General features: G+C 66.1%; 18 protein-coding genes and 1 tRNA gene. 3 read left to right on the forward strand and 16 right to left on the reverse strand.

Annotated features, from left to right (window positions below; translation table 11 throughout):
• Positions 1-4: 4 nt before the first annotated feature.
• The 13 genes from nuoK to JVX90_RS05790 form a co-directional block, all read right to left on the reverse strand.
• Positions 5-304 (reverse strand): NADH-quinone oxidoreductase subunit NuoK, encoded by a 300-nt coding sequence (nuoK, locus tag JVX90_RS05730; protein ID WP_008378915.1) that lies wholly within the window; start codon positions 302-304, stop codon positions 5-7.
• Entirely contained in the window at positions 301-1,173 is an 873-nt protein-coding gene (locus tag JVX90_RS05735; protein WP_205331451.1) for an NADH-quinone oxidoreductase subunit J, read from the reverse strand. The genes nuoK and JVX90_RS05735 overlap by 4 nt, the downstream gene beginning before the upstream one ends.
• A complete protein-coding gene (gene nuoI / locus JVX90_RS05740) occupies positions 1,170-1,688 on the reverse strand; it encodes an NADH-quinone oxidoreductase subunit NuoI (RefSeq protein ID WP_205331452.1) in 519 nt (172 codons plus the stop codon). Before nuoI ends, JVX90_RS05735 begins: the two co-directional genes overlap by 4 nt.
• On the reverse strand, positions 1,688-3,007 hold the full coding sequence (gene nuoH, locus JVX90_RS05745; protein WP_205331453.1) for an NADH-quinone oxidoreductase subunit NuoH: 1,320 nt from the start codon (positions 3,005-3,007) through the stop codon (positions 1,688-1,690). Before nuoH ends, nuoI begins: the two co-directional genes overlap by 1 nt.
• Positions 3,004-5,400, reverse strand: coding sequence for an NADH-quinone oxidoreductase subunit G (locus tag JVX90_RS05750; RefSeq protein WP_205331454.1), 2,397 nt, complete (start codon positions 5,398-5,400; stop codon positions 3,004-3,006). Before JVX90_RS05750 ends, nuoH begins: the two co-directional genes overlap by 4 nt.
• On the reverse strand, positions 5,400-6,740 hold the full coding sequence (gene nuoF / locus JVX90_RS05755) for an NADH-quinone oxidoreductase subunit NuoF (protein WP_205331455.1): 1,341 nt from the start codon (positions 6,738-6,740) through the stop codon (positions 5,400-5,402). The genes JVX90_RS05750 and nuoF overlap by 1 nt, the downstream gene beginning before the upstream one ends.
• On the reverse strand, positions 6,737-7,384 hold the full coding sequence (gene nuoE / locus JVX90_RS05760; protein ID WP_205331456.1) for an NADH-quinone oxidoreductase subunit NuoE: 648 nt from the start codon (positions 7,382-7,384) through the stop codon (positions 6,737-6,739). The genes nuoF and nuoE overlap by 4 nt, the downstream gene beginning before the upstream one ends.
• Positions 7,381-8,703 carry an NADH dehydrogenase (quinone) subunit D gene (gene nuoD, locus JVX90_RS05765; protein ID WP_205331457.1) on the reverse strand — a complete coding sequence of 441 codons (1,323 nt, stop codon included), beginning with the start codon at positions 8,701-8,703 and terminating at the stop codon, positions 7,381-7,383. Before nuoD ends, nuoE begins: the two co-directional genes overlap by 4 nt.
• Positions 8,703-9,368 carry an NADH-quinone oxidoreductase subunit C gene (locus tag JVX90_RS05770; RefSeq protein WP_205331458.1) on the reverse strand — a complete coding sequence of 222 codons (666 nt, stop codon included), beginning with the start codon at positions 9,366-9,368 and terminating at the stop codon, positions 8,703-8,705. The genes nuoD and JVX90_RS05770 overlap by 1 nt, the downstream gene beginning before the upstream one ends.
• A complete protein-coding gene (locus JVX90_RS05775) occupies positions 9,365-9,919 on the reverse strand; it encodes an NADH-quinone oxidoreductase subunit B (RefSeq protein ID WP_205331459.1) in 555 nt (184 codons plus the stop codon). Before JVX90_RS05775 ends, JVX90_RS05770 begins: the two co-directional genes overlap by 4 nt.
• Positions 9,920-9,924: 5 nt before the next feature.
• On the reverse strand, positions 9,925-10,287 hold the full coding sequence (locus JVX90_RS05780; protein WP_205331460.1) for an NADH-quinone oxidoreductase subunit A: 363 nt from the start codon (positions 10,285-10,287) through the stop codon (positions 9,925-9,927).
• 239 nt (positions 10,288-10,526) lie between these two features.
• Positions 10,527-10,922, reverse strand: a complete 396-nt coding sequence (locus JVX90_RS05785) for a hypothetical protein (protein WP_205331461.1) — start codon at positions 10,920-10,922, stop codon at positions 10,527-10,529.
• Between the two features lie 53 nt (positions 10,923-10,975).
• Positions 10,976-12,328: a DUF3533 domain-containing protein gene (locus tag JVX90_RS05790; RefSeq protein ID WP_205331462.1), complete on the reverse strand. Its 1,353-nt coding sequence runs from the start codon at positions 12,326-12,328 to the stop codon at positions 10,976-10,978.
• A 68-nt stretch (positions 12,329-12,396) separates the two neighbouring features.
• Between JVX90_RS05790 and JVX90_RS05795 the strand changes: the two genes are divergently transcribed.
• From JVX90_RS05795 to JVX90_RS05805, 3 genes are all read left to right on the forward strand, one after another.
• Entirely contained in the window at positions 12,397-13,458 is a 1,062-nt protein-coding gene (locus tag JVX90_RS05795; RefSeq protein ID WP_205331463.1) for a 2,3-butanediol dehydrogenase, read from the forward strand.
• A gap of 21 nt (positions 13,459-13,479) precedes the next feature.
• A complete protein-coding gene (locus JVX90_RS05800; RefSeq protein ID WP_205331464.1) occupies positions 13,480-14,571 on the forward strand; it encodes an AI-2E family transporter in 1,092 nt (363 codons plus the stop codon).
• A gap of 138 nt (positions 14,572-14,709) precedes the next feature.
• Positions 14,710-15,498 carry a metalloregulator ArsR/SmtB family transcription factor gene (locus JVX90_RS05805; protein ID WP_205331465.1) on the forward strand — a complete coding sequence of 263 codons (789 nt, stop codon included), beginning with the start codon at positions 14,710-14,712 and terminating at the stop codon, positions 15,496-15,498.
• Positions 15,499-15,567: 69 nt separating this feature from the next.
• On the opposite strand, the gene JVX90_RS05810 is transcribed toward JVX90_RS05805, so the two are convergent.
• The 3 genes from JVX90_RS05810 to cmrA all read right to left on the reverse strand — a co-directional run bounded on the left by JVX90_RS05810 (position 15,568) and on the right by cmrA (position 17,182).
• Positions 15,568-15,640, reverse strand: a tRNA-His gene (locus JVX90_RS05810).
• Positions 15,641-15,751: 111 nt separating this feature from the next.
• Positions 15,752-16,351, reverse strand: coding sequence for an oligoribonuclease (gene orn, locus JVX90_RS05815; RefSeq protein ID WP_205331466.1), 600 nt, complete (start codon positions 16,349-16,351; stop codon positions 15,752-15,754).
• Between the two features lie 24 nt (positions 16,352-16,375).
• Positions 16,376-17,182 (reverse strand): mycolate reductase, encoded by an 807-nt coding sequence (cmrA, locus tag JVX90_RS05820; RefSeq protein ID WP_205331467.1) that lies wholly within the window; start codon positions 17,180-17,182, stop codon positions 16,376-16,378.
• Between the last annotated feature and the right edge of the window lie 97 nt (positions 17,183-17,279).

Here is a 17,279-nt window from a genome sequence, read left to right on the forward strand (position 1 = left end):
GCGGTCACCGCCTCAACAAGTTGGCGTCGTCGACGTTCGCGGACCGTCGAGTGCGGAAGATCGTCATGATGATCGCCAGACCGATCACGACTTCGGCGGCGGCGACCACCATCGTGAAGAACGCGATCACCTGCCCGTCGAAGCTGCCGTGCATGCGGGCGAACGTCACGAAAGCCAAGTTCGCGGCGTTCAGCATCAACTCGACACACATGAACACCACGATCGCGTTGCGGCGCAGTAGTACACCGGACGCGCCGATCGCGAAGATGATCGCGGACAGGTAGAGGTAGTTGGCGGGGTTCACTTCTCGACTCCGCTCGACGATCGGGTGCCGCTGGAAGATCGGGAACTGCTCGCGGGCGAAGGCTCACTCGTCAGCTGCGGGGCGGCGCGCCCCGATTCCGGAAGTCGAGGAGTGAGGTTCCGATTGACCGAGAGCCGCGACGGAGTGCCGTCCGCCTGCCGGCCGGGCATGTCGACGGCGTTGTGACGCGCGTAGACGCCGGGTGCGGGCAGCGGCGTCGCGTGCCCGGTCTTGAAGCGCTCGATGGACTGCTCGCGCTGACCGCGGACAGGTGCTGTAGGACGCCGGTGAGCGAGGACCATCGCGCCGAGTGTCGCCGTGATCAGCAGGGCGCCGGTCAACTCGAACGCCCACAGATACCGCACGAAGATCAGTTCGGCGAGCGCCCGCACGTTCTCGTTGCCGCCTGTGCTGAGCCCCGTCGAAGTGCCGGTGCCGGGCGCAGTTCCTCGGCTCGCGTCGGGCGCACCGATGAAGGGCGCGATCGAGGCGCTGCCGATGGCCGCCACAAGCAGCACCCCGAACCCGGCCGACAGGCCGATCGCCACCAGTCGTTGGCCGCGGACTGCCTCCACCAGCGAATCGGCTGAGTCGACGCCTATGAGCATCAGCACGAACAGGAACAGCATCATCACCGCGCCGGTGTAAACCACCACCTGCACAACACCGAGGAACAGTGCGCCCTGCATCACGTAGAACACGGCGAGGATGATCATCGTCATCGCCAGGAACACCGCCGAGTAGACGGCTTTCGGCGACAGGACCACGCCGAGTGCGCCGATGACGACGATCACGGCGAGCACCCAGAACGTCACGGCCTCCGCCCCGGACGTCTCCATCAGCGGCGCGGCCGCACTCACCAGACTCATCGCATGCCGTCCGGTCCCACGTCGCCCCGGTAATAGTTCTCGGGTCGCGCGCCGTCGGCCATCGGGTGGGGCGTCGCCGTCATGTCGTCGCCGAGCGGTGCGAGAAGTCGGTCCTTCTCGTAGATCATCGACTCGCGACTGGTGCCCACCATCTCGTAGTCGCCTGTCATCGTCAGCGCGCGCGTCGGGCAGGCCTCGACGCACAGTCCGCAGCCGATGCACCGCAGGTAGTTGATCTGATAGACCCGGCCGTATCGCTCACCAGGGGAGAAGCGTTCCTCATCGGTGTTGTCCGCGCCCTCGACGAAGATCGCGTCCGCCGGGCACGCCCACGCGCACAACTCGCAGCCGATGCACTTCTCCAGTCCGTCGTCGTACCTGTTGAGCTGGTGACGTCCGTGGGTTCGAGGCAGGGACGGGCGTCGTTCCTCCGGATACTGCTCGGTGACCGGTTTGCGAAACATCGACGAGAACGTGCCGCCGAACCCGGCGATCGGCTTGAGACCGTCCGACATCACTCACTCTCCTTCGACTCGACGGGTCGACTGGCCGCCGCGAGCGCAGGCGAGAAGACGACCTGCCCTGGTAGCGGGGGAACGGGGAAACCGCCTGCCATCGGGTCGAATGGTGCGGGGGGCGTCTCGGCTCCGCTCGACGATCGGGGCCGGGCGCTCGACGATCGGGCGCGGGACAGCTGAGCGATTGCGTAGACGAGCAGCCCGGTCACGAGCAGACCGGCGGCCGCGAGCAGCAGTGACGACGTCACCTCGGAGGCGTCGCGGGTGGCCTGGGTGATGACGCCGACAACCAGTACCCAGCCGAGGGCGATCGGGATCAGCACCTTCCATCCGAGGTTCATGAACTGGTCGTACCGGAGGCGGGGAAGTGCGGTCCGCAGCCAGATGAAGCCGAACAGGAAGATCCACATCTTGACTGTGAACCAGACCAGAGGCAGCCATCCGGAGTTCGCGCCGTCCCACATGGACAGTGGCCACGGCGCCTGCCATCCGCCGAGGAACAGCGTGGTGGCCAGCGCGGACACGGTCGCCATGTTGACGTACTCGGCGAGCATGAACATCGCGAACTTGAGGGAGCTGTACTCGGTGTGGAATCCGCCGACGAGCTCGCCTTCGGCCTCGGGGAGGTCGAACGGTGCCCGGTTCGTCTCGCCGACCATCGAGATCAAGTAGATGACGAACGACGGGAGCACGAGCAGGACGTACCAGTGGTGCTGTTGGCCGCCGACGATCTCCGACGTCGACATCGTCGACGACAGCAGGAACACCGCGGCGAACGACAGGCCCATCGCGATCTCGTAGGAGATCACCTGCGCCGTCGACCGGAGGCCGCCCAGCAGCGGATACGTAGACCCCGACGCCCACCCGGCGAGGATGATCCCGTAGACGCCGATCGAGGTGACAGCCAGCACGAACAACACCCCGACAGGCAGATCAGTCAGTTGAAGTGGTGTGTGGTGCCCGAAGACCGACACCTCGGGGCCCATCGGGATGACGGCGAACGCGGTGATCGCCGGGACCACCGAGATGATCGGCGCCAGCAGATAGATCACCTTGTCGACGCCGGCCGGCGTGAGTCCCTCTTTGAGAGCGAGCTTCACTCCGTCGGCGAGGCTCTGCAGCAGGCCGCCGGGTCCGACTCGATTCGGCCCGAGTCTGCGCTGCATGCGGGCCATGATCTTGCGTTCGGCGAGGATGCCGACGAGCACCGTGAGCACCAGGAACACGAAGATGCCGATCGATTTCGCGAGGATCAGCCACCACGTGTCGTTCCCGAAGCTGTGCAGTGTCGGATACACGGCGCTCGCAGCAGTCATCGTGCTGCTCCGATCTCGACGACATCACCCGGGGTCGCGCCGAGTGTCGCATGGACTCGGGAGTCGACAGAGTTCATCGGCACCCACACGACGCCGTCCGGCATGTCCGTGATCACGAGCGGCAAGGTGATCGAACCTCGTGCTGTGGACACTCGCACGTCGTCGCCGTCGCCGGCGTCCACGCTTGCGGCGGTGGTCGACGACAGGCGGAGCACGGTGGGGTGCGCGGTGCCTGCGAGATGGGGTTCCCCGTCCTGCATTCGGCCGAGGTCGAGCAGCATCCGCCACGACGCGAGGACTGCCTGCCCGGGACCCGCGGCCGGACGGTCGACCGGCGTGGGCGGTGCGGAGGCGTGTCGTTCACCTCGCCATGCGCCGATGCGGGCGAACTCGGCGTGAATGTCCTCGGCGGTGTCACAACCGAGGTCGACGCCGATCTGATCTGCGAGTGCGTGGAGCACGCGGTGATCAGAGAGGGGGACACTGCCGGCCTCGACGGACAGAGCCGTGGCGAACGGCCGTGGTCGTCCCTCCCAGTCGAGATAGGTTCCCGACTTCTCCGGTGCCGCGGCGACCGGAAACACCACGTCGGCGTGACGAGTCGCGTCGCTGGAGCGCTGTTCGAGGCAGACGACGAACTTCGCCGATCCGAGAGCATGTGCTGCGCGTTCCGGATCCGGCAGATCGTCGAGTTCAACACCTCCGACCACCACTCCGTCGAGGTCTCCACCGATCAGGGCGTCGAGGATCTGCGATGTGGAACGACCGGTCTCGGCGGGTACGTCGACGCCCCAGATCTCGGCGATGTCGGCGCGAGCGCGTTCGGATCGCACCGGTCGTCCCGCGGGCAGCAGTCCGGGCGCGGCGCCGACGTCGAGCGCACCGCGCTCACCGGCCCGGCGGGGGATCCACGCGATCGGCGCTCCGGTCGCAGCAGCTGCGGTGAGAGCTCCCGGGCTCGTGGCGAGCCGCTCGCCGACCGCCAGCACGGCGCCCGGAGTCGCAAGGAGGTCACGTATCTCATCCGAGCCGAGAACATCCGCTTCGTGCCCGGGCACACAGGAATGCAGGGTGGCCGACAACTTTTGTGCGCCGGGACTGCGCCACGGCGCGATCGTGTGCACCCGCTGCCCCCGCGCGCGGACGGATTTGCGCAGCCGAAGGAAGACGATCGGGGACTCCTCTTCGGGCTCGAGTCCAGCGAGGACCACAATCGGCGCGGTCTCGAGATCGGCGTAGGTGACGCCGAGCCCGGTGCCCGCGACGTGCTCGGCGAGGAACTGCGCCTCCTCTCCGGAATGGGCCCTCGCCCGGAAGTCGACGTCCGACGTCCCGAGCACCACCCGTGCGAACTTCCCGTACGCGTATGCGTCCTCGACAGTGCACCGGCCGCCGAGCAGAACACCTGAGCGGGCACCAGACGCCGCGAGCCCGGCGGCCGCGGTGTACAGCGCGTGCGGCCACGACGCCGGGTGCAGCACTCCGTCGTCACCTCGGACGAGTGGTGAGACGATGCGGTCCGGCTCTCGGGTGTATGCGAACGCCCACCGGCCCTTGTCGCAGTTCCACTCCTCGTTGACCTCCGGATCGTCGCCCGCAAGACGTCGCAGCACCTTTCCGCGCCGGTGGTCGGTTCGCTGCTCGCAGCCCGACGCGCAGTGCTCACACACGCTGGGCGAGGACACCAGGTCGAACGGGCGTGCACGGAAGCGGTACGCCGCCCCGGTGAGGGCGCCGACCGGGCAGATCTGCACGGTGTTCCCCGAGAAGTACGAATCGAATGGAGCGTCGGCCGTCGCATCGGAGCCCGCTCCGGGCTCGCGGTACGCGCTGACCTGTTGCAACGCCCCACGATCGGACAGTGCGATCAGCGGGTCGCCTGCGATCTCGTCGGCGAATCGGGTGCATCGCGCGCAGAGCACACAACGTTCTCGGTCGAGCAGAACCTCCGACGACAGCGGGACCGGTTTCGTGTACGTCCGCTTGACGCCGGCGAACCGCGACTCGGAGCGGCCGGCCGACATCGCCTGGTTCTGCAGCGGACACTCGCCACCCTTGTCGCACGTCGGACAGTCGAGCGGATGGTTGATGAGAAGCAGCTCCATGACGCCGCTCTGCGCCTTCGCCGCGGTCACCGACGAATGCTGCGTGCGGACGACCATCCCGTCGCTGACAACGGTGGTGCACGACGCCATCGGCTTGCGGAGACCCTCGATGTCGACGAGGCACTGACGACACGCGCCGACCGGGGCGAGCAGCGGATGATCGCAGAACCGGGGGATGTCGACACCGATCATCTCGGCGGCTCGGATCACCAGGGTGCCGGTTGGCACGGAGACCGGCGTGCCGTCGATGACAACGGTGACCTGATCGTCGGCTTGGCCCTCGGACATCAGCGCACCCCTTTGCCGAAGACTGTCGACAATGCGGGATCGAACGGACATCCGCGGCCGTCGAGATGAGCGATGTACTCGTCGCGAAAGTACTGGAGCGACGACGTGATCGGACTCCCGCTGCCGTCGCCGAGCGCGCAGAAGCTCTTGCCGACGACGGTGTCGGTGGTATCGGTCAGCAGATCGAGGTCGGCTTCGGTTGCGTCACCGTCCTCGATGCGCTGCAGGATCTGGACCAGCCAATACGTCCCCTCGCGGCAGGGCGTGCATTTGCCACACGACTCGTGTTTGTAGAACTCGGTCCACCGAAGCACCGCGCGGACGACACAGGTCGTCTCGTCGAAGAGCTGGACGGCCTTGGTCCCGAGCATCGAACCCGCCGCGCCGACACCCTCGTAGTCGAGGGCCACGTCGAGGTGCTCGGCGGTGAACATCGGCGTCGACGACCCGCCCGGTGTCCAGAACTTGAGCTCGTGGCCTGCGCGGATCCCGCCGGCGCGGTCGAGGAGTTCACGTAGCGTGACGCCGAGGGGCGCCTCGTACTGGCCGGGCCGGGTGACGTGGCCGGACAGCGAGTACAGGGTGAAACCGGGTGACTTCTCGGTCCCCATCGATCGGAACCAGTCGACACCGTTGCGCAGAATCGACGGGACGCTGGCGATCGATTCGACATTGTTGACCACGGTCGGGCTCGCATACAGTCCCGCGGTGGCGGGGAACGGTGGGCGCAGCCGTGGTTGGCCGCGGCGTCCTTCGAGTGAGTCCAGGAGCGCCGTCTCCTCGCCGCAGATGTAGGCGCCGGCGCCCGCGTGCACCACGAGGTCGAGACTGAACCCGGACCCGAAGATGTTCCTGCCGAGCAGGCCGGCCTCATAGGCCTCAGTCACCGCGCTGCGCAGTCGTCGGATGACCGACGCGACCTCACCACGCACGTAGACGAACGCATGACTCGCCCGGATGGCGTACGCCGCGATGATGACACCCTCCACCAGCATGTGCGGTGACGCCAGCATCAGCGGCATGTCCTTGCAGGTACCGGGCTCGGACTCGTCGGCGTTCACCACGAGGTAGTGCGGCTTGGCCGACGCCTCGCCCTGGGGGATGAACGACCACTTCAGCCCGACCAGGAACCCTGCACCTCCGCGTCCCCGTAGGCCGGACGCTTTGACCAGCTCGATCACCTCGTCCGGGGTCATCGCCAGCGCCGCCTTGAGACCCTGGTAGCCGTGTTGACGGACGTAGTTCTGCAACAGCCACGACTCGTCGTCGGCCCAGTGCTTGGACAGGACCGGCGCCTCGGCCGGTTCGGCACCTGGGGTGGGCTGGTCGATGACGATCACGACGCACCTCCCGGCTGCTCGGGGACTCCGGCGAGGAGTCGTGCGGTCTGCCGGAACGTGCACAACGACGGTGCGCCGCGGCTGGGGGCGGGTGCCTGTCCGGCCTGCAGTTCAGCGACGAGGCGGGCGGCGGACTCCGGTGTCTGGGCGTCGAAGAACTCCCAGTTCACCATCACTACCGGCGCATGATCGCAGGCCGCGTTGCACTCGACGTGCTCGAGCGTGACGGAACCGTCCGGCGTCGTCTCACCCGGACCGATGCCAAGCCGTTCAACCAGACCGGCGAGAATCGCATCCCCGCCCATCACCGCGCACAGCGTGTTCGTGCACACCCCGACGAGGTACTCGCCTGTGGGTTTCTGTCGATACATCGAATAGAACGTCGCGACCGAAGCGACCTGCGCGGTGGTCAGCTGTAGCCGCTCGGCGCAGAATGCGACACCGGCCCGCGTGAGGTAGCCGTCGTTGCTCTGCACGAGATGCAGGAGCGGCAGGAGCGCGGACCTCGACTCCGGGTAGCGCGCGACGATCTCATCCGACTCCGCAGTCAGCGATGTCAGCACATCGGCCGGGTAGTCCACGGGCCCGTCGAACGAGATCGGGGGAGTGGGCTCCGAGGTCGTGAACATGATCGGAACGGTCATCGGTCGACGCCTCCCATCACGGGATCGATGCTGGCCACCGCGGTGATCACGTCGGCGATCAGGCCGCCTTCGCACATCGCGGCGACCGCCTGGAGGTTGGTGAACGACGGGTCGCGGAAGTGGACGCGGTACGGGCGGGTGCCGCCGTCGGACACCACGTGCACGCCGAGTTCACCTCTCGGCGACTCGATCGACACGTAGCACTGGCCCGCAGGCACCCGCATGCCCTCGGTGACGAGCTTGAAATGGTGGATCAACGCCTCCATCGACAAGCCCATGATCTCGGCGATGTGCTCGGGGGAGTTGCCGAGACCGTCGGGCCCGACGGCGAGATCGGCGGGCCACGCGAGTTTGCGGTCCGCGACCATCACCGGGCCGGGCTCGAGCTTGTCGATGGCCTGCCGAACGATCTTGATGGACTGCCGCATCTCCTCGATGCGGATCAGGTACCTGCCGTACGAGTCACAGGCGTCATCGGTGACGACGTCGAAGTCGTAGTCCTCGTAGCCGCAGTACGGCGCGGCCTTCCGCAGATCGTGCGGCAGACCGGTCGACCGGAGGACGGGGCCGGTCACGCCGAGTGCCATGCATCCGGTGAGGTCGAGGAACCCGACTCCCTTGGTACGCGCCTTCCATATGTAGTTCTCGGTGAGGAGTGCCTCGACCTGCGCGATCTCGTCGGGGAGAGCGTCGAGGACGGCGAGGATATTCGGGATCACACCGTCGGGCAGATCGGCGGCCACACCGCCGGGGCGGATGTAGGCGTGGTTCATGCGCAGTCCGGTGATCTCCTCGAAGAGGTCGAGGATCTTTTCGCGTGAGCCGAATCCGAGGAACATCGGCGTCACCGCGCCGAGTTCCATCCCACCGGTCGCCAAGGCCACGAGGTGCGACGTGATGCGGTTGAGTTCCATCAGGATCACGCGGATGACGGTGGCTCGTGCGGGGATGTCGTCGGTGATGCCGAGCAGTCTCTCCACGGCCAGGCAGTAGGCGACCTCGTTGAAGAACGGCGACAGGTAGTCCATTCGGGTCACGAAGGAGACGCCCTGCGTCCACGTGCGGAACTCGAGATTCTTTTCGATCCCGGTGTGCAGGAAGCCGATTCCGCAGCGCGCCTCGGTGACGGTCTCGCCTTCGATCTCCAGGATCAGGCGCAGCACACCGTGGGTCGACGGGTGCTGCGGACCCATGTTGACGACTATCCGCTCATCGACCTGGGTGGCGGCCGCACGTTCGGCGACGGCGTTCACGACGTCTTCCCAGTCGTTGCCGGTGACGGTGAACGGGGTGGATTCGGAGTGGGTGGCGCCGGCCATCAGTTGTACGACCTCCGCTGGTCGGGCGGCGCGACGGTGGCGCCTTTGTACTCGACGGGAATCCCGCCGAGCGGGTAGTCCTTGCGCTGGGGATGGCCCTCCCAGTCGTCGGGCATCTCGATGCGCGTCAACGACGGATGGCCGTCGAAGATCAGTCCGAAGAAGTCGTAGGTCTCGCGTTCGTGCCAGTCGTTCGTCGGGTACACGCGGAAGAGGCTCGGCAGATGCGGGTCGGCGTCAGGCGCGGTCGTCTCCAGGCGGGCCGACCGGTTGTGAGTGATCGACCGGAGCGGATAGACGGCGTGCAGTTCACGACCCGACTCGTCGGGGTAGTGAACGCCGCTCACGCCGAGGCAGAGCTCGAACCGCAGTGATGGTTCATCCCGCATCGTCGACGCGACCGCGAGCAGGTGCTCGCGGGTCACGTGGATCGTCATCTCGTCGCGGTAGACGACGACCTTCTCGACGGCTTCGTCGAATGCGACACCGCGCCGACTGAGGCCGGCGGCGAGTTCGTCCGCGACCTCGTCGAAGTAGCCGCCGAACGGGCGCTCGGAACTGCCCGGCAGGTTGACCTGCGCGATCATCCGACCGTATCCAGATGTGTCGCCGGTGCCGGAGGCCCCGAAGAGGCCGTGGCGCGCGCCGATGAGTTCGCCGCTCATCGCAGCAGTCCCGTGAACTCGATCGTCGGTTTCGCCGACAGTGCCGCCTGCTCGGCTGCGCGGATCGCCTCCTCGCGGTGCACCCCGAGCGGCATCTGCCCGATCTGTTCGTGGAGCGCAAGGATCGCGTTGAGCAGCATCTCGGGTCGAGGCGGGCATCCGGGCAGGTAGATGTCGACTGGCACAACGTGGTCGACGCCCTGAACGATCGCGTAGTTGTTGAACATCCCGCCGGACGATGCGCACACGCCCATCGCGAGCACCCATTTCGGTTCGGCCATCTGGTCGTAGATCTGGCGGAGGACGGGCGCCATCTTCTGACTGACACGACCGGCGACGATCATCAGATCCGCCTGTCGGGGCGACGCCCGGAACGCCTCCATGCCGAACCGCGCGAGGTCGTAGCGTCCGGAGGTGGTCGCCATCATCTCGATCGCGCAGCACGCGAGCCCGAAGGTCGCGGGCCAGAGGGAGCCTTTGCGCATGTAACCGGCGAGCTTCTCGACGGTCGTCAGCATGAGCCCGCCGGGAAGCTTCTCTTCGATTCCCACAGTTTCTAATCCCACCTGAGTCCGCCGCGACGCCACTCGTAGGCGTACGCGACGGACACGTTGACGATGAAGAGTGCAACGGCCAGGAGGCCGAACCATCCGAGGGTGTCTGAGGCGACAGCCCACGGGTAGAGGAAGACGATCTCGATGTCGAAGATGATGAACAGCATGGCCGTGAGGTAGTACTTCACCGGGAAGCGCTGGACTATGTCGGCGGCAGGCGGGAGCGGTTCGATTCCGCATTCGTACGCGGCGAGTTTCGCGGCGTTCCGACGCTTCGGGCCGACGATCGACGCGATCACCACGGACACGATCGCGAAGGCGGCAGCGATCGCGCCGAGAACCAGGATCGGTGCGTAGACGTTCATCCGCGTAAGCCTCCCCACTGTGTGACTTGAACCACACCATACGCACGGAATGGTGTGTGCCGTGGGCGCTTTCGGCTTAAACCGAGGTGGGAGACCGCTTCGAGTGCGGACGCCGGGTCGAGAGTTGTGGACACCGTGAGGGCGGCGCGATTCAGGGCGGCGACGACCGCCGACACGAGTGGCGATCCACCGTGAGCCGGTCGCGTTGGACCGGTGCGAAGGCGAAGATCATCGGCCCTTCATCGCAGCAGGTCGACCAGCGTGCGCGACAACCGCATCGGATCCACCGGCACTTGTGCGACGGCGTCGGCCCGCGACCAGTCGGCCAGCCACCGATCGGCCTCCCGCGCCACCAGCACGACCAACGGAGGGCATGGGCTGTACTCGTCGCGGATCTGTTTCGCCATGCCCATGCCTCCGGCGGGGGACGCCTCGCCGTCGAGGATCGCCACGTCCACCGTCCCGCTGTCGAAGTGCGACAACAGCATCGGCGCGGTGGCGACTTCGACGTACTCGAGGTCGGGCAAGTCCGGGTGCAGGCGCTCGCCGAGCGCCCCGATCACCTGCCCGCGGGTGCCTGAATCGTCGGAGTACACGACGACGCGCAGTGTCACCCGTTCCTGTGTCGTGCTCACGAGTCCGACACTAACCCAGCCGACCGTGCTTCTTCTGCCGTTCGAGCTGGGTGCTAGCCCTTGTCGAGCACCTGGACGCCGGCGCGGGCGAGGCCGCGGTGGTCGTAGTACCAGTTGACGCCGACTCCGAGGGCCACGCCGATCGCGAGGCCTGCGACGGTCATCAGCAGCCCGTGCGTGAGGCCCGCGCTGCCGCGGGCGTCGAAGTAGAGGATCGCGCGGATGCCCATGTACACCTGGTGCAGCGGTTCGAACGACGAGAGCCACGCGAAGAATCCGGGGACCGCTTCGATCGGGGTCGTCGCGCCCGCTGACGGCAGGCCGAGGAAGATGAACACGAACATGTTGATCAGGAGGCCGATGGTGCCGAACGCCGACACGACGGCCAACGCGGTGACGCCCACGGCCGCCGCAGCGAGCGAACTGAAGAGCCACAACGTCCATGGATGGTCGATCGGCATGTCGAGCGCGCTTGCGATGCCGATGTACACCGCCGATATGGCGAGGCTGGTCACGATCATGATCGCCCACTTGATCAGCAACACCCTCAGTCGGGTGAGTCCGATGGCTTTGCGGACGACCACACGGGGGCCGATCTCCGACGGGATGTAGCCGAGAGTGGAGTCGACGAGCGAGTTGATGAGCATCGCGCCGGTGAAGCCCGCGAGGAGCACCAAGAGGGCGAAGTAGAAGGCCGACAGTCCCATGCCGGTGCCGGTCGGCAGCGGCTCGAAGGCGGTCGTGACGACGTCGATGGGTGCGGACAGCACGATCGACGCGGTGCCGGTGATGGTCAACGGCGGGACGGCGGCCGCAGCCTGTTTGCTGACCGCGGCGGTCAGCTGTTGGCCGAGCTGTTTGTTCATCTCGGCGAGAGCTTCCTTGCTCAACGCCGTGACCAGGGAGCTTCCCAGCGTGCCGGCCTGGGGATTCGTGTAGACGATGATCTGGGGTCGTTCGACCGCATTGGGCGTCACCGACCCTTCGGCGAGTGCGAGTGTCTTCGCAGTGAAGTCGGCCGGAACGCGAATCGCGCCGTAGACCTTGCCGTCGCGCAGCTTCTCCTGCGCGTCATCCCAGCTCAGGTCCTCAAGGGAGACCTTGTCGGGGTCGACCTTCTCCTTGACCGTCGACTCCATCTGGACGCCGAAGTTCTGCTGTGCGCCGGTCGGGTCGACCGCGCCCTTGTCATCGTTGACGACGGCGATCGGGAACGACGTCAAGCTGCCCACCGGGTCGAGAATGCTGCCCAGGTACAGGCCGGCCATCGCCGACATCGCCACGAGCACTGCGATCACCGGCGCGATCCACAGGCGCCACGAGCGGAGCACGCCGTCGCTGTTGTCGGTCTCCACGACGGGCTCGTCGGTCGGCGGCTGGGGCTGATCTGTTTCGGCGTCGGTCACGCATCGATCGTAATTGCAACGCTCTGCAACCGTGGAGTCGCTTGGACCGTCGGCCCTACCGTGTCGACATGAGAGCAGCGCGTTACTACGACAGAAGCGACATCAGGATCGAAGACGTTCCCGAGCCTCCGGTGCGGCCGGGCACGGTGGCCATCGACGTCGGGTGGTGCGGCATATGCGGGACCGACTTGCACGAGTTCCTTGAGGGGCCGATCTTCATTCCGCCGTCCGGCTGCCCGCACCCGATCTCGGGGGAGTCGGCGCCGGTTGTCATCGGGCATGAGTTCTCCGGGACGATCACGGCACTCGGCGAGGGCGTCACGGACCTCACGGTCGGGGAGAATGTGGTCGTCGAGCCGTACATCGTCGGCGAGGACGTCGACACCGGTCCCGGTGAGGCGTATCAGTTGTCGAAGGACATGAACTTCATCGGCCTCGGCGGGCGTGGAGGCGGGCTCGCGGAGAAGATCGTCGTCGAACGCCGTTGGGTGCATCCGGTCGGCGACATCCCGCTCGACCAAGCCGCGCTCATCGAGCCGTTGTCGGTGGGGCATCACGCCTACGTCCGCTCGGGGGCGCGGGCGGGTGACGTCGCAGTCATCGGAGGCGCCGGCCCGATCGGATTGCTCACCGCGGCCGTGCTCAAGGCCGAGGGGCTCACGGTGTACATCTCGGAGCTGTCGGAGGCGCGCAAGCAGATGGCGCGGTCGACGGGGGTCGCCGACGACGTCCTCGATCCGCGTGACGGCGACGTCGCCGCGCGGATCCGGGAACTCACCGGCGGCCGCGGCGCCGACGTCGGATTCGAATGCTCGTCGGTGCCGGTGGTCCTCGACATGCTGCTCGACGCGGTGCGACCGGGAGCCGTGATCGTCAATGTGTCGATCTGGGGGCACAAGCCCGAGGTCGATATGCCGAAACTTGTGCTCAAGGAGATCGACCTACGCGGAACGATCGGCTACTCCAACGATCATCCGGCGACGATCGCGCTGGTTCAGTCGGGGAAGATCGATCTCGCGTCGTTCATCACCGGCCGTATCGGACTCGACGGCCTCGTCTCCGAGGGCTACGACCAGTTGATCAACAACAACGAACGCCATGTGAAGATCATCGTCGACCCGCGTGCCTGACGCCCGGTCTACAGTTGGCGGGTGACCGAGACCGAACCCGACAGCCCGGACGATCTGAACGCCGCGACTGTTCGTTCCACAGCCCGCGCGGTGCGGTCGATCGGAGCGCTCAGCTGGTCGATCATCGGTGTGGTCGTCCTACTGATCCTGGCGGCCGCCGCGATCAGCGCGATCAGCGGAATCGTGGTTCCGCTCATCATCGCGACGATCCTCGGGATCGTGCTGGAACCGGGTGCGGCGTTGCTGCGCCGACATCGGGTCCCGCCGGTCGTCGCGACACTCCTGGTGATGCTCGCCGCCGTGGTGGTGGGCGGAGCTCTGGCCACCCTCGTAGTTTTCGGCATCGTCGATCAGTGGTCGCAGATCTACGACCAGCTGATGGTCGGGTGGAACACGCTGCTGGAATGGTTGCGCGATCACGACCTCGACACCGCGGCCGCAGAGCACCTCCGAACAGCGGTCGCCGACTACGCGCCTCAACTCGGCCAAGGTGTCCTCGGCGTCGTGACCAGCACGTTCTACGGTCTGCTATCGGTGATTCTCGGGACGTTCTTCTCGTTGTTCTTCTTGTTCTTCGTGCTGCGCGACGGCTACCGGTTTCCGGCGTGGGTCTCGCGGGCCGGACTCGATCCTGTCGAGGTGTCGGCCGTCGCGGACCTCTCGCGTCAATCGGTGCGAGGCTACTTCTCGGGAACTGCCAAGACCGCTGTGATCACGGCGCCGATCTTCATGATCCCGATGCTGATCCTCGGCGTCCCGCTGCCGATCCCGATCTTCATCCTGTACTTCTTCCTGTCGTTCCTGCCGTACGTGGGCGCTTGGCTCACAGGCGCGGTCGTCGTACTGATCGCGCTCGGGTCCGGTGGAACAACGGCGGCTCTGATCATGTTGGTGACGTTCATCGTGTCGAACGGATCCGTGCAAAGCGCGGTCAGTTCGTGGGCACTCGGTTCGTCGCTCAAGATCCACCCGGTGCTGGTCTTGCTGTCGACGATCATCGGGGGAGCGATCGCGGGAATGATCGGCATGGTCCTCGGTCCGCCCGTCGTGGCGGCGACGGTCAAATCCGTCTCCGAGGTTCGTCGACTTCGCGCCGCGTCCACATCGACGTGACGAGCGCTTTCACGAAGTCCCTCGTCAATCGTCGTCACATGTCTGCTCCAGTGTGTCTTCACGACGAACGTCGAGGCTGTTGAGACTGTCGGCCCGTGCACGTTGCAATATGCAGGTATTTACCTGCATGATTGAGGAGTGGATGCGGACCTCGTTTTCAAAGCGCTTGCGGACTCCGGCCGTCGTCGGCTGCTCGACATGCTTCATGAGCGGTCCGGATTGACGCTGGGGGAGTTGTGCGACGGTCTCGACATGCGTCGGCAGTCGGTGAGTCAACACCTTGCGCTCCTTGAAGAGGCGGCCCTGGTGTCATCGATCCGCGACGGGCGGCGGAAGCTGCACTACCTGAACGCCGTGCCCATCCACGAGATCCAGCAGCGCTGGATCTGGAAGTTCGAAGAACCGACGCTGGCGGTCCTCGCCTCCGTCAAGCGACACGCAGAGGAGAGTTTCATGACCACGGAGCAAACAGGTTCAGTGCCGGACTACGTCTACACCACGTACATTCGGGCGACCCCGGAACAGGTCTGGGACGCGCTCACTGACCCGGAGATCACGGCTCGATACTGGGGCCACGCGCAGACGTCGGACTGGAAGGTGGGCAGCCGCGTCGACCATGTTCGGATCGACGGTTCCGGCACCGTCGACGTGTCGGGTCGCGTGATCGAGACCGCTCGGCCGACGCGGCTGGTGTTCGGTTTCGGCGATCCCGCTATCGCGGACGATCCCGACGCCGAGATCAGCGTCGTCGCGTTCGACATCGAGCAGGGACGCGACATCGTCAAACTCACGGTCACACACACCAACCTGCAGAGTGCGAACGACCTTCGAGACATCAGCCAGGGATGGCCCGCAGTACTCGCGAACCTCAAAACGCTGCTGGAGACCGGCGACGTCCTCCCGCAGGAGCCGTGGACGCTTGAGTGAGCGGCGCTGAGCGCACACCGTCAACGAAAGAACGCCCGACCGGATATTCCGGTCGGGCGTTCTCGTCGGGGTGGCTGACGGGACTCGAACCCGCGACAGCCAGGATCACAACCTGGTGCTCTACCAACTGAACTACAGCCACCATCGGCACGGATTCCCAGCGTTCACACACTGTTGGCCGAGCCAGGGTCATACTCTAGCTGGTTTCCACCGATCATGGCCAATCGGTTTCTGACCAGCGTGTTTTCGTGCGTCAGGCGGGGCCGAGGTCGCTGACGATCTTCTCGAGCGTCTTCGAGTCGGGACCGGGAGCGGGCACGAACGCCGCCGCACGGTAGTACCGCAGCTCCAGAATCGACTCGCGGATGTCTGCGAGCGCACGGTGCGCCAGGCCCTTCGGGGGCTGGCCGAAGTAGATCGCTGGGAACCAGCGGCGAGTCAGTTCCTTGATCGAGCTCACGTCCACCATCCGGTAGTGGAGGAACGAGTCGAGGCGCGGCATGTCCCGCGTGATGAAACCGCGGTCGGTCGCGATCGAATTGCCGGCGAGCGGAACGGTGCCGGTCGCGCTCACATGCTGACGGAGGTACGCGAGCACCATCTCCTCGGCCTCGGCGAGGGTGACAGTGGATGCGCGGACCTCTTCGGTGAGGCCCGACTTCGCGTGCATCTCGGTGACGACGTCGGGCATGTTCGCGAGCGCCTCGTCGTCGGCGTGGATCACCACGTCGACACCTTCCCCGAGGATATTCAAGTCGCTATCGGTGACGAGGGCGGCGATCTCGATGAGCTTGTCCGAGCCCAGATCGAGGCCGGTCATTTCACAGTCGATCCATACGAGTTTGTCTTGCACGGTGTCGACTGTAGTCGTCGAAGGCTAGTCGCCCTCGCCGAGCTTGCCGTAGAAGCCGCCGACGATCGGCGCGACGATCGCCCGCGGGGAGTACCCGCCCGCCACCGACATCGCCTTCGACAGCGTGCCGGGAACGACGCGCATCTTGTTCCGTGCGAGGGCGTCCAAGCTCATCTCGGCGACCTTCTCCGAGGAATGCCAGAGGAAGTCGGGGACCATCTTGTCGACGATCGACTGGTCCTCCGGAGCGGGCGTCTGGGTGCGGACCGGGCCGGGCGCCAGGAGTGTCACGTGCACACCCGTGCCCCTGAGCTCACCGCGCAGCGATTCGCTGAACGTGTTGACGAACGCCTTGGTCGCCGCGTAGGTGGCGTTGTTCGGGATCGGCATGTTGCCCGCGGCGGAACCGACCATGAGGATGCCGCCGGTGTTCCGTTCGATCATCTGCGGCAGGACGGCCAGCGTCAGGTCGTGGACGGCGACGGCGTTCAGCCGGACCTGGGCGCGTTCGTATGCGGCGTCGAGTTCGGCGATCGGACCGAACGTCGCGATTCCCGCGTTGTTGCACAGCACCGAGATCTGGCGACCCGCGAGTTCGTCGCATAGCACGCCGACGGCCTCCAGATCTGAGAGATCCACGGCGCGCACCTCGGCCTCCACTGCGAAACGCGAACGCAGTTCGGTGGCCAGCTCTTCGAGTATCTCGCCGCGGCGGGCCACCAGGATCACCGAGTGACCGCGGGCGGCGAGGGCCCTGGCGAGCGCCATGCCGATTCCGGACGAAGCGCCGGTGACGACAGCGCGGGCGGAGGCAGAAGGAGGTACTGGCATGGGTTGATCGTATCTGTCGTCCAACCATTACCGCTCAGGTGCAGTAGGCCTCTGACGGGGCCTGCTGCGCCTGAGCGGTGATCGTTCGACAGCGTTG

Origin of the sequence: Gordonia sp. PDNC005, assembly GCF_016919385.1 — a bacterium.
GTDB lineage: Bacteria > Actinomycetota > Actinomycetes > Mycobacteriales > Mycobacteriaceae > Gordonia.

Excerpts from the sequence above, each read along its gene's own strand:
- JVX90_RS05735 (WP_205331451.1), bottom strand. The coding sequence starts at position 1,173 with ATGAGTCTGGTGAGTGCGGCCGCGCCGCTGATGGAGACGTCCGGGGCG.
- nuoI (WP_205331452.1), bottom strand. The coding sequence starts at position 1,688 with ATGTCGGACGGTCTCAAGCCGATCGCCGGGTTCGGCGGCACGTTCTCG.
- nuoH (WP_205331453.1), bottom strand. The coding sequence starts at position 3,007 with ATGACTGCTGCGAGCGCCGTGTATCCGACACTGCACAGCTTCGGGAAC.
- JVX90_RS05750 (WP_205331454.1), bottom strand. The coding sequence starts at position 5,400 with ATGTCCGAGGGCCAAGCCGACGATCAGGTCACCGTTGTCATCGACGGC.
- nuoE (WP_205331456.1), bottom strand. The coding sequence starts at position 7,384 with ATGACCGTTCCGATCATGTTCACGACCTCGGAGCCCACTCCCCCGATC.
- nuoD (WP_205331457.1), bottom strand. The coding sequence starts at position 8,703 with ATGGCCGGCGCCACCCACTCCGAATCCACCCCGTTCACCGTCACCGGC.
- JVX90_RS05770 (WP_205331458.1), bottom strand. The coding sequence starts at position 9,368 with ATGAGCGGCGAACTCATCGGCGCGCGCCACGGCCTCTTCGGGGCCTCC.
- JVX90_RS05780 (WP_205331460.1), bottom strand. The coding sequence starts at position 10,287 with ATGAACGTCTACGCACCGATCCTGGTTCTCGGCGCGATCGCTGCCGCC.
- JVX90_RS05795 (WP_205331463.1), top strand. The coding sequence starts at position 12,397 with ATGAGAGCAGCGCGTTACTACGACAGAAGCGACATCAGGATCGAAGAC.
- cmrA (WP_205331467.1), bottom strand. The coding sequence starts at position 17,182 with ATGCCAGTACCTCCTTCTGCCTCCGCCCGCGCTGTCGTCACCGGCGCT.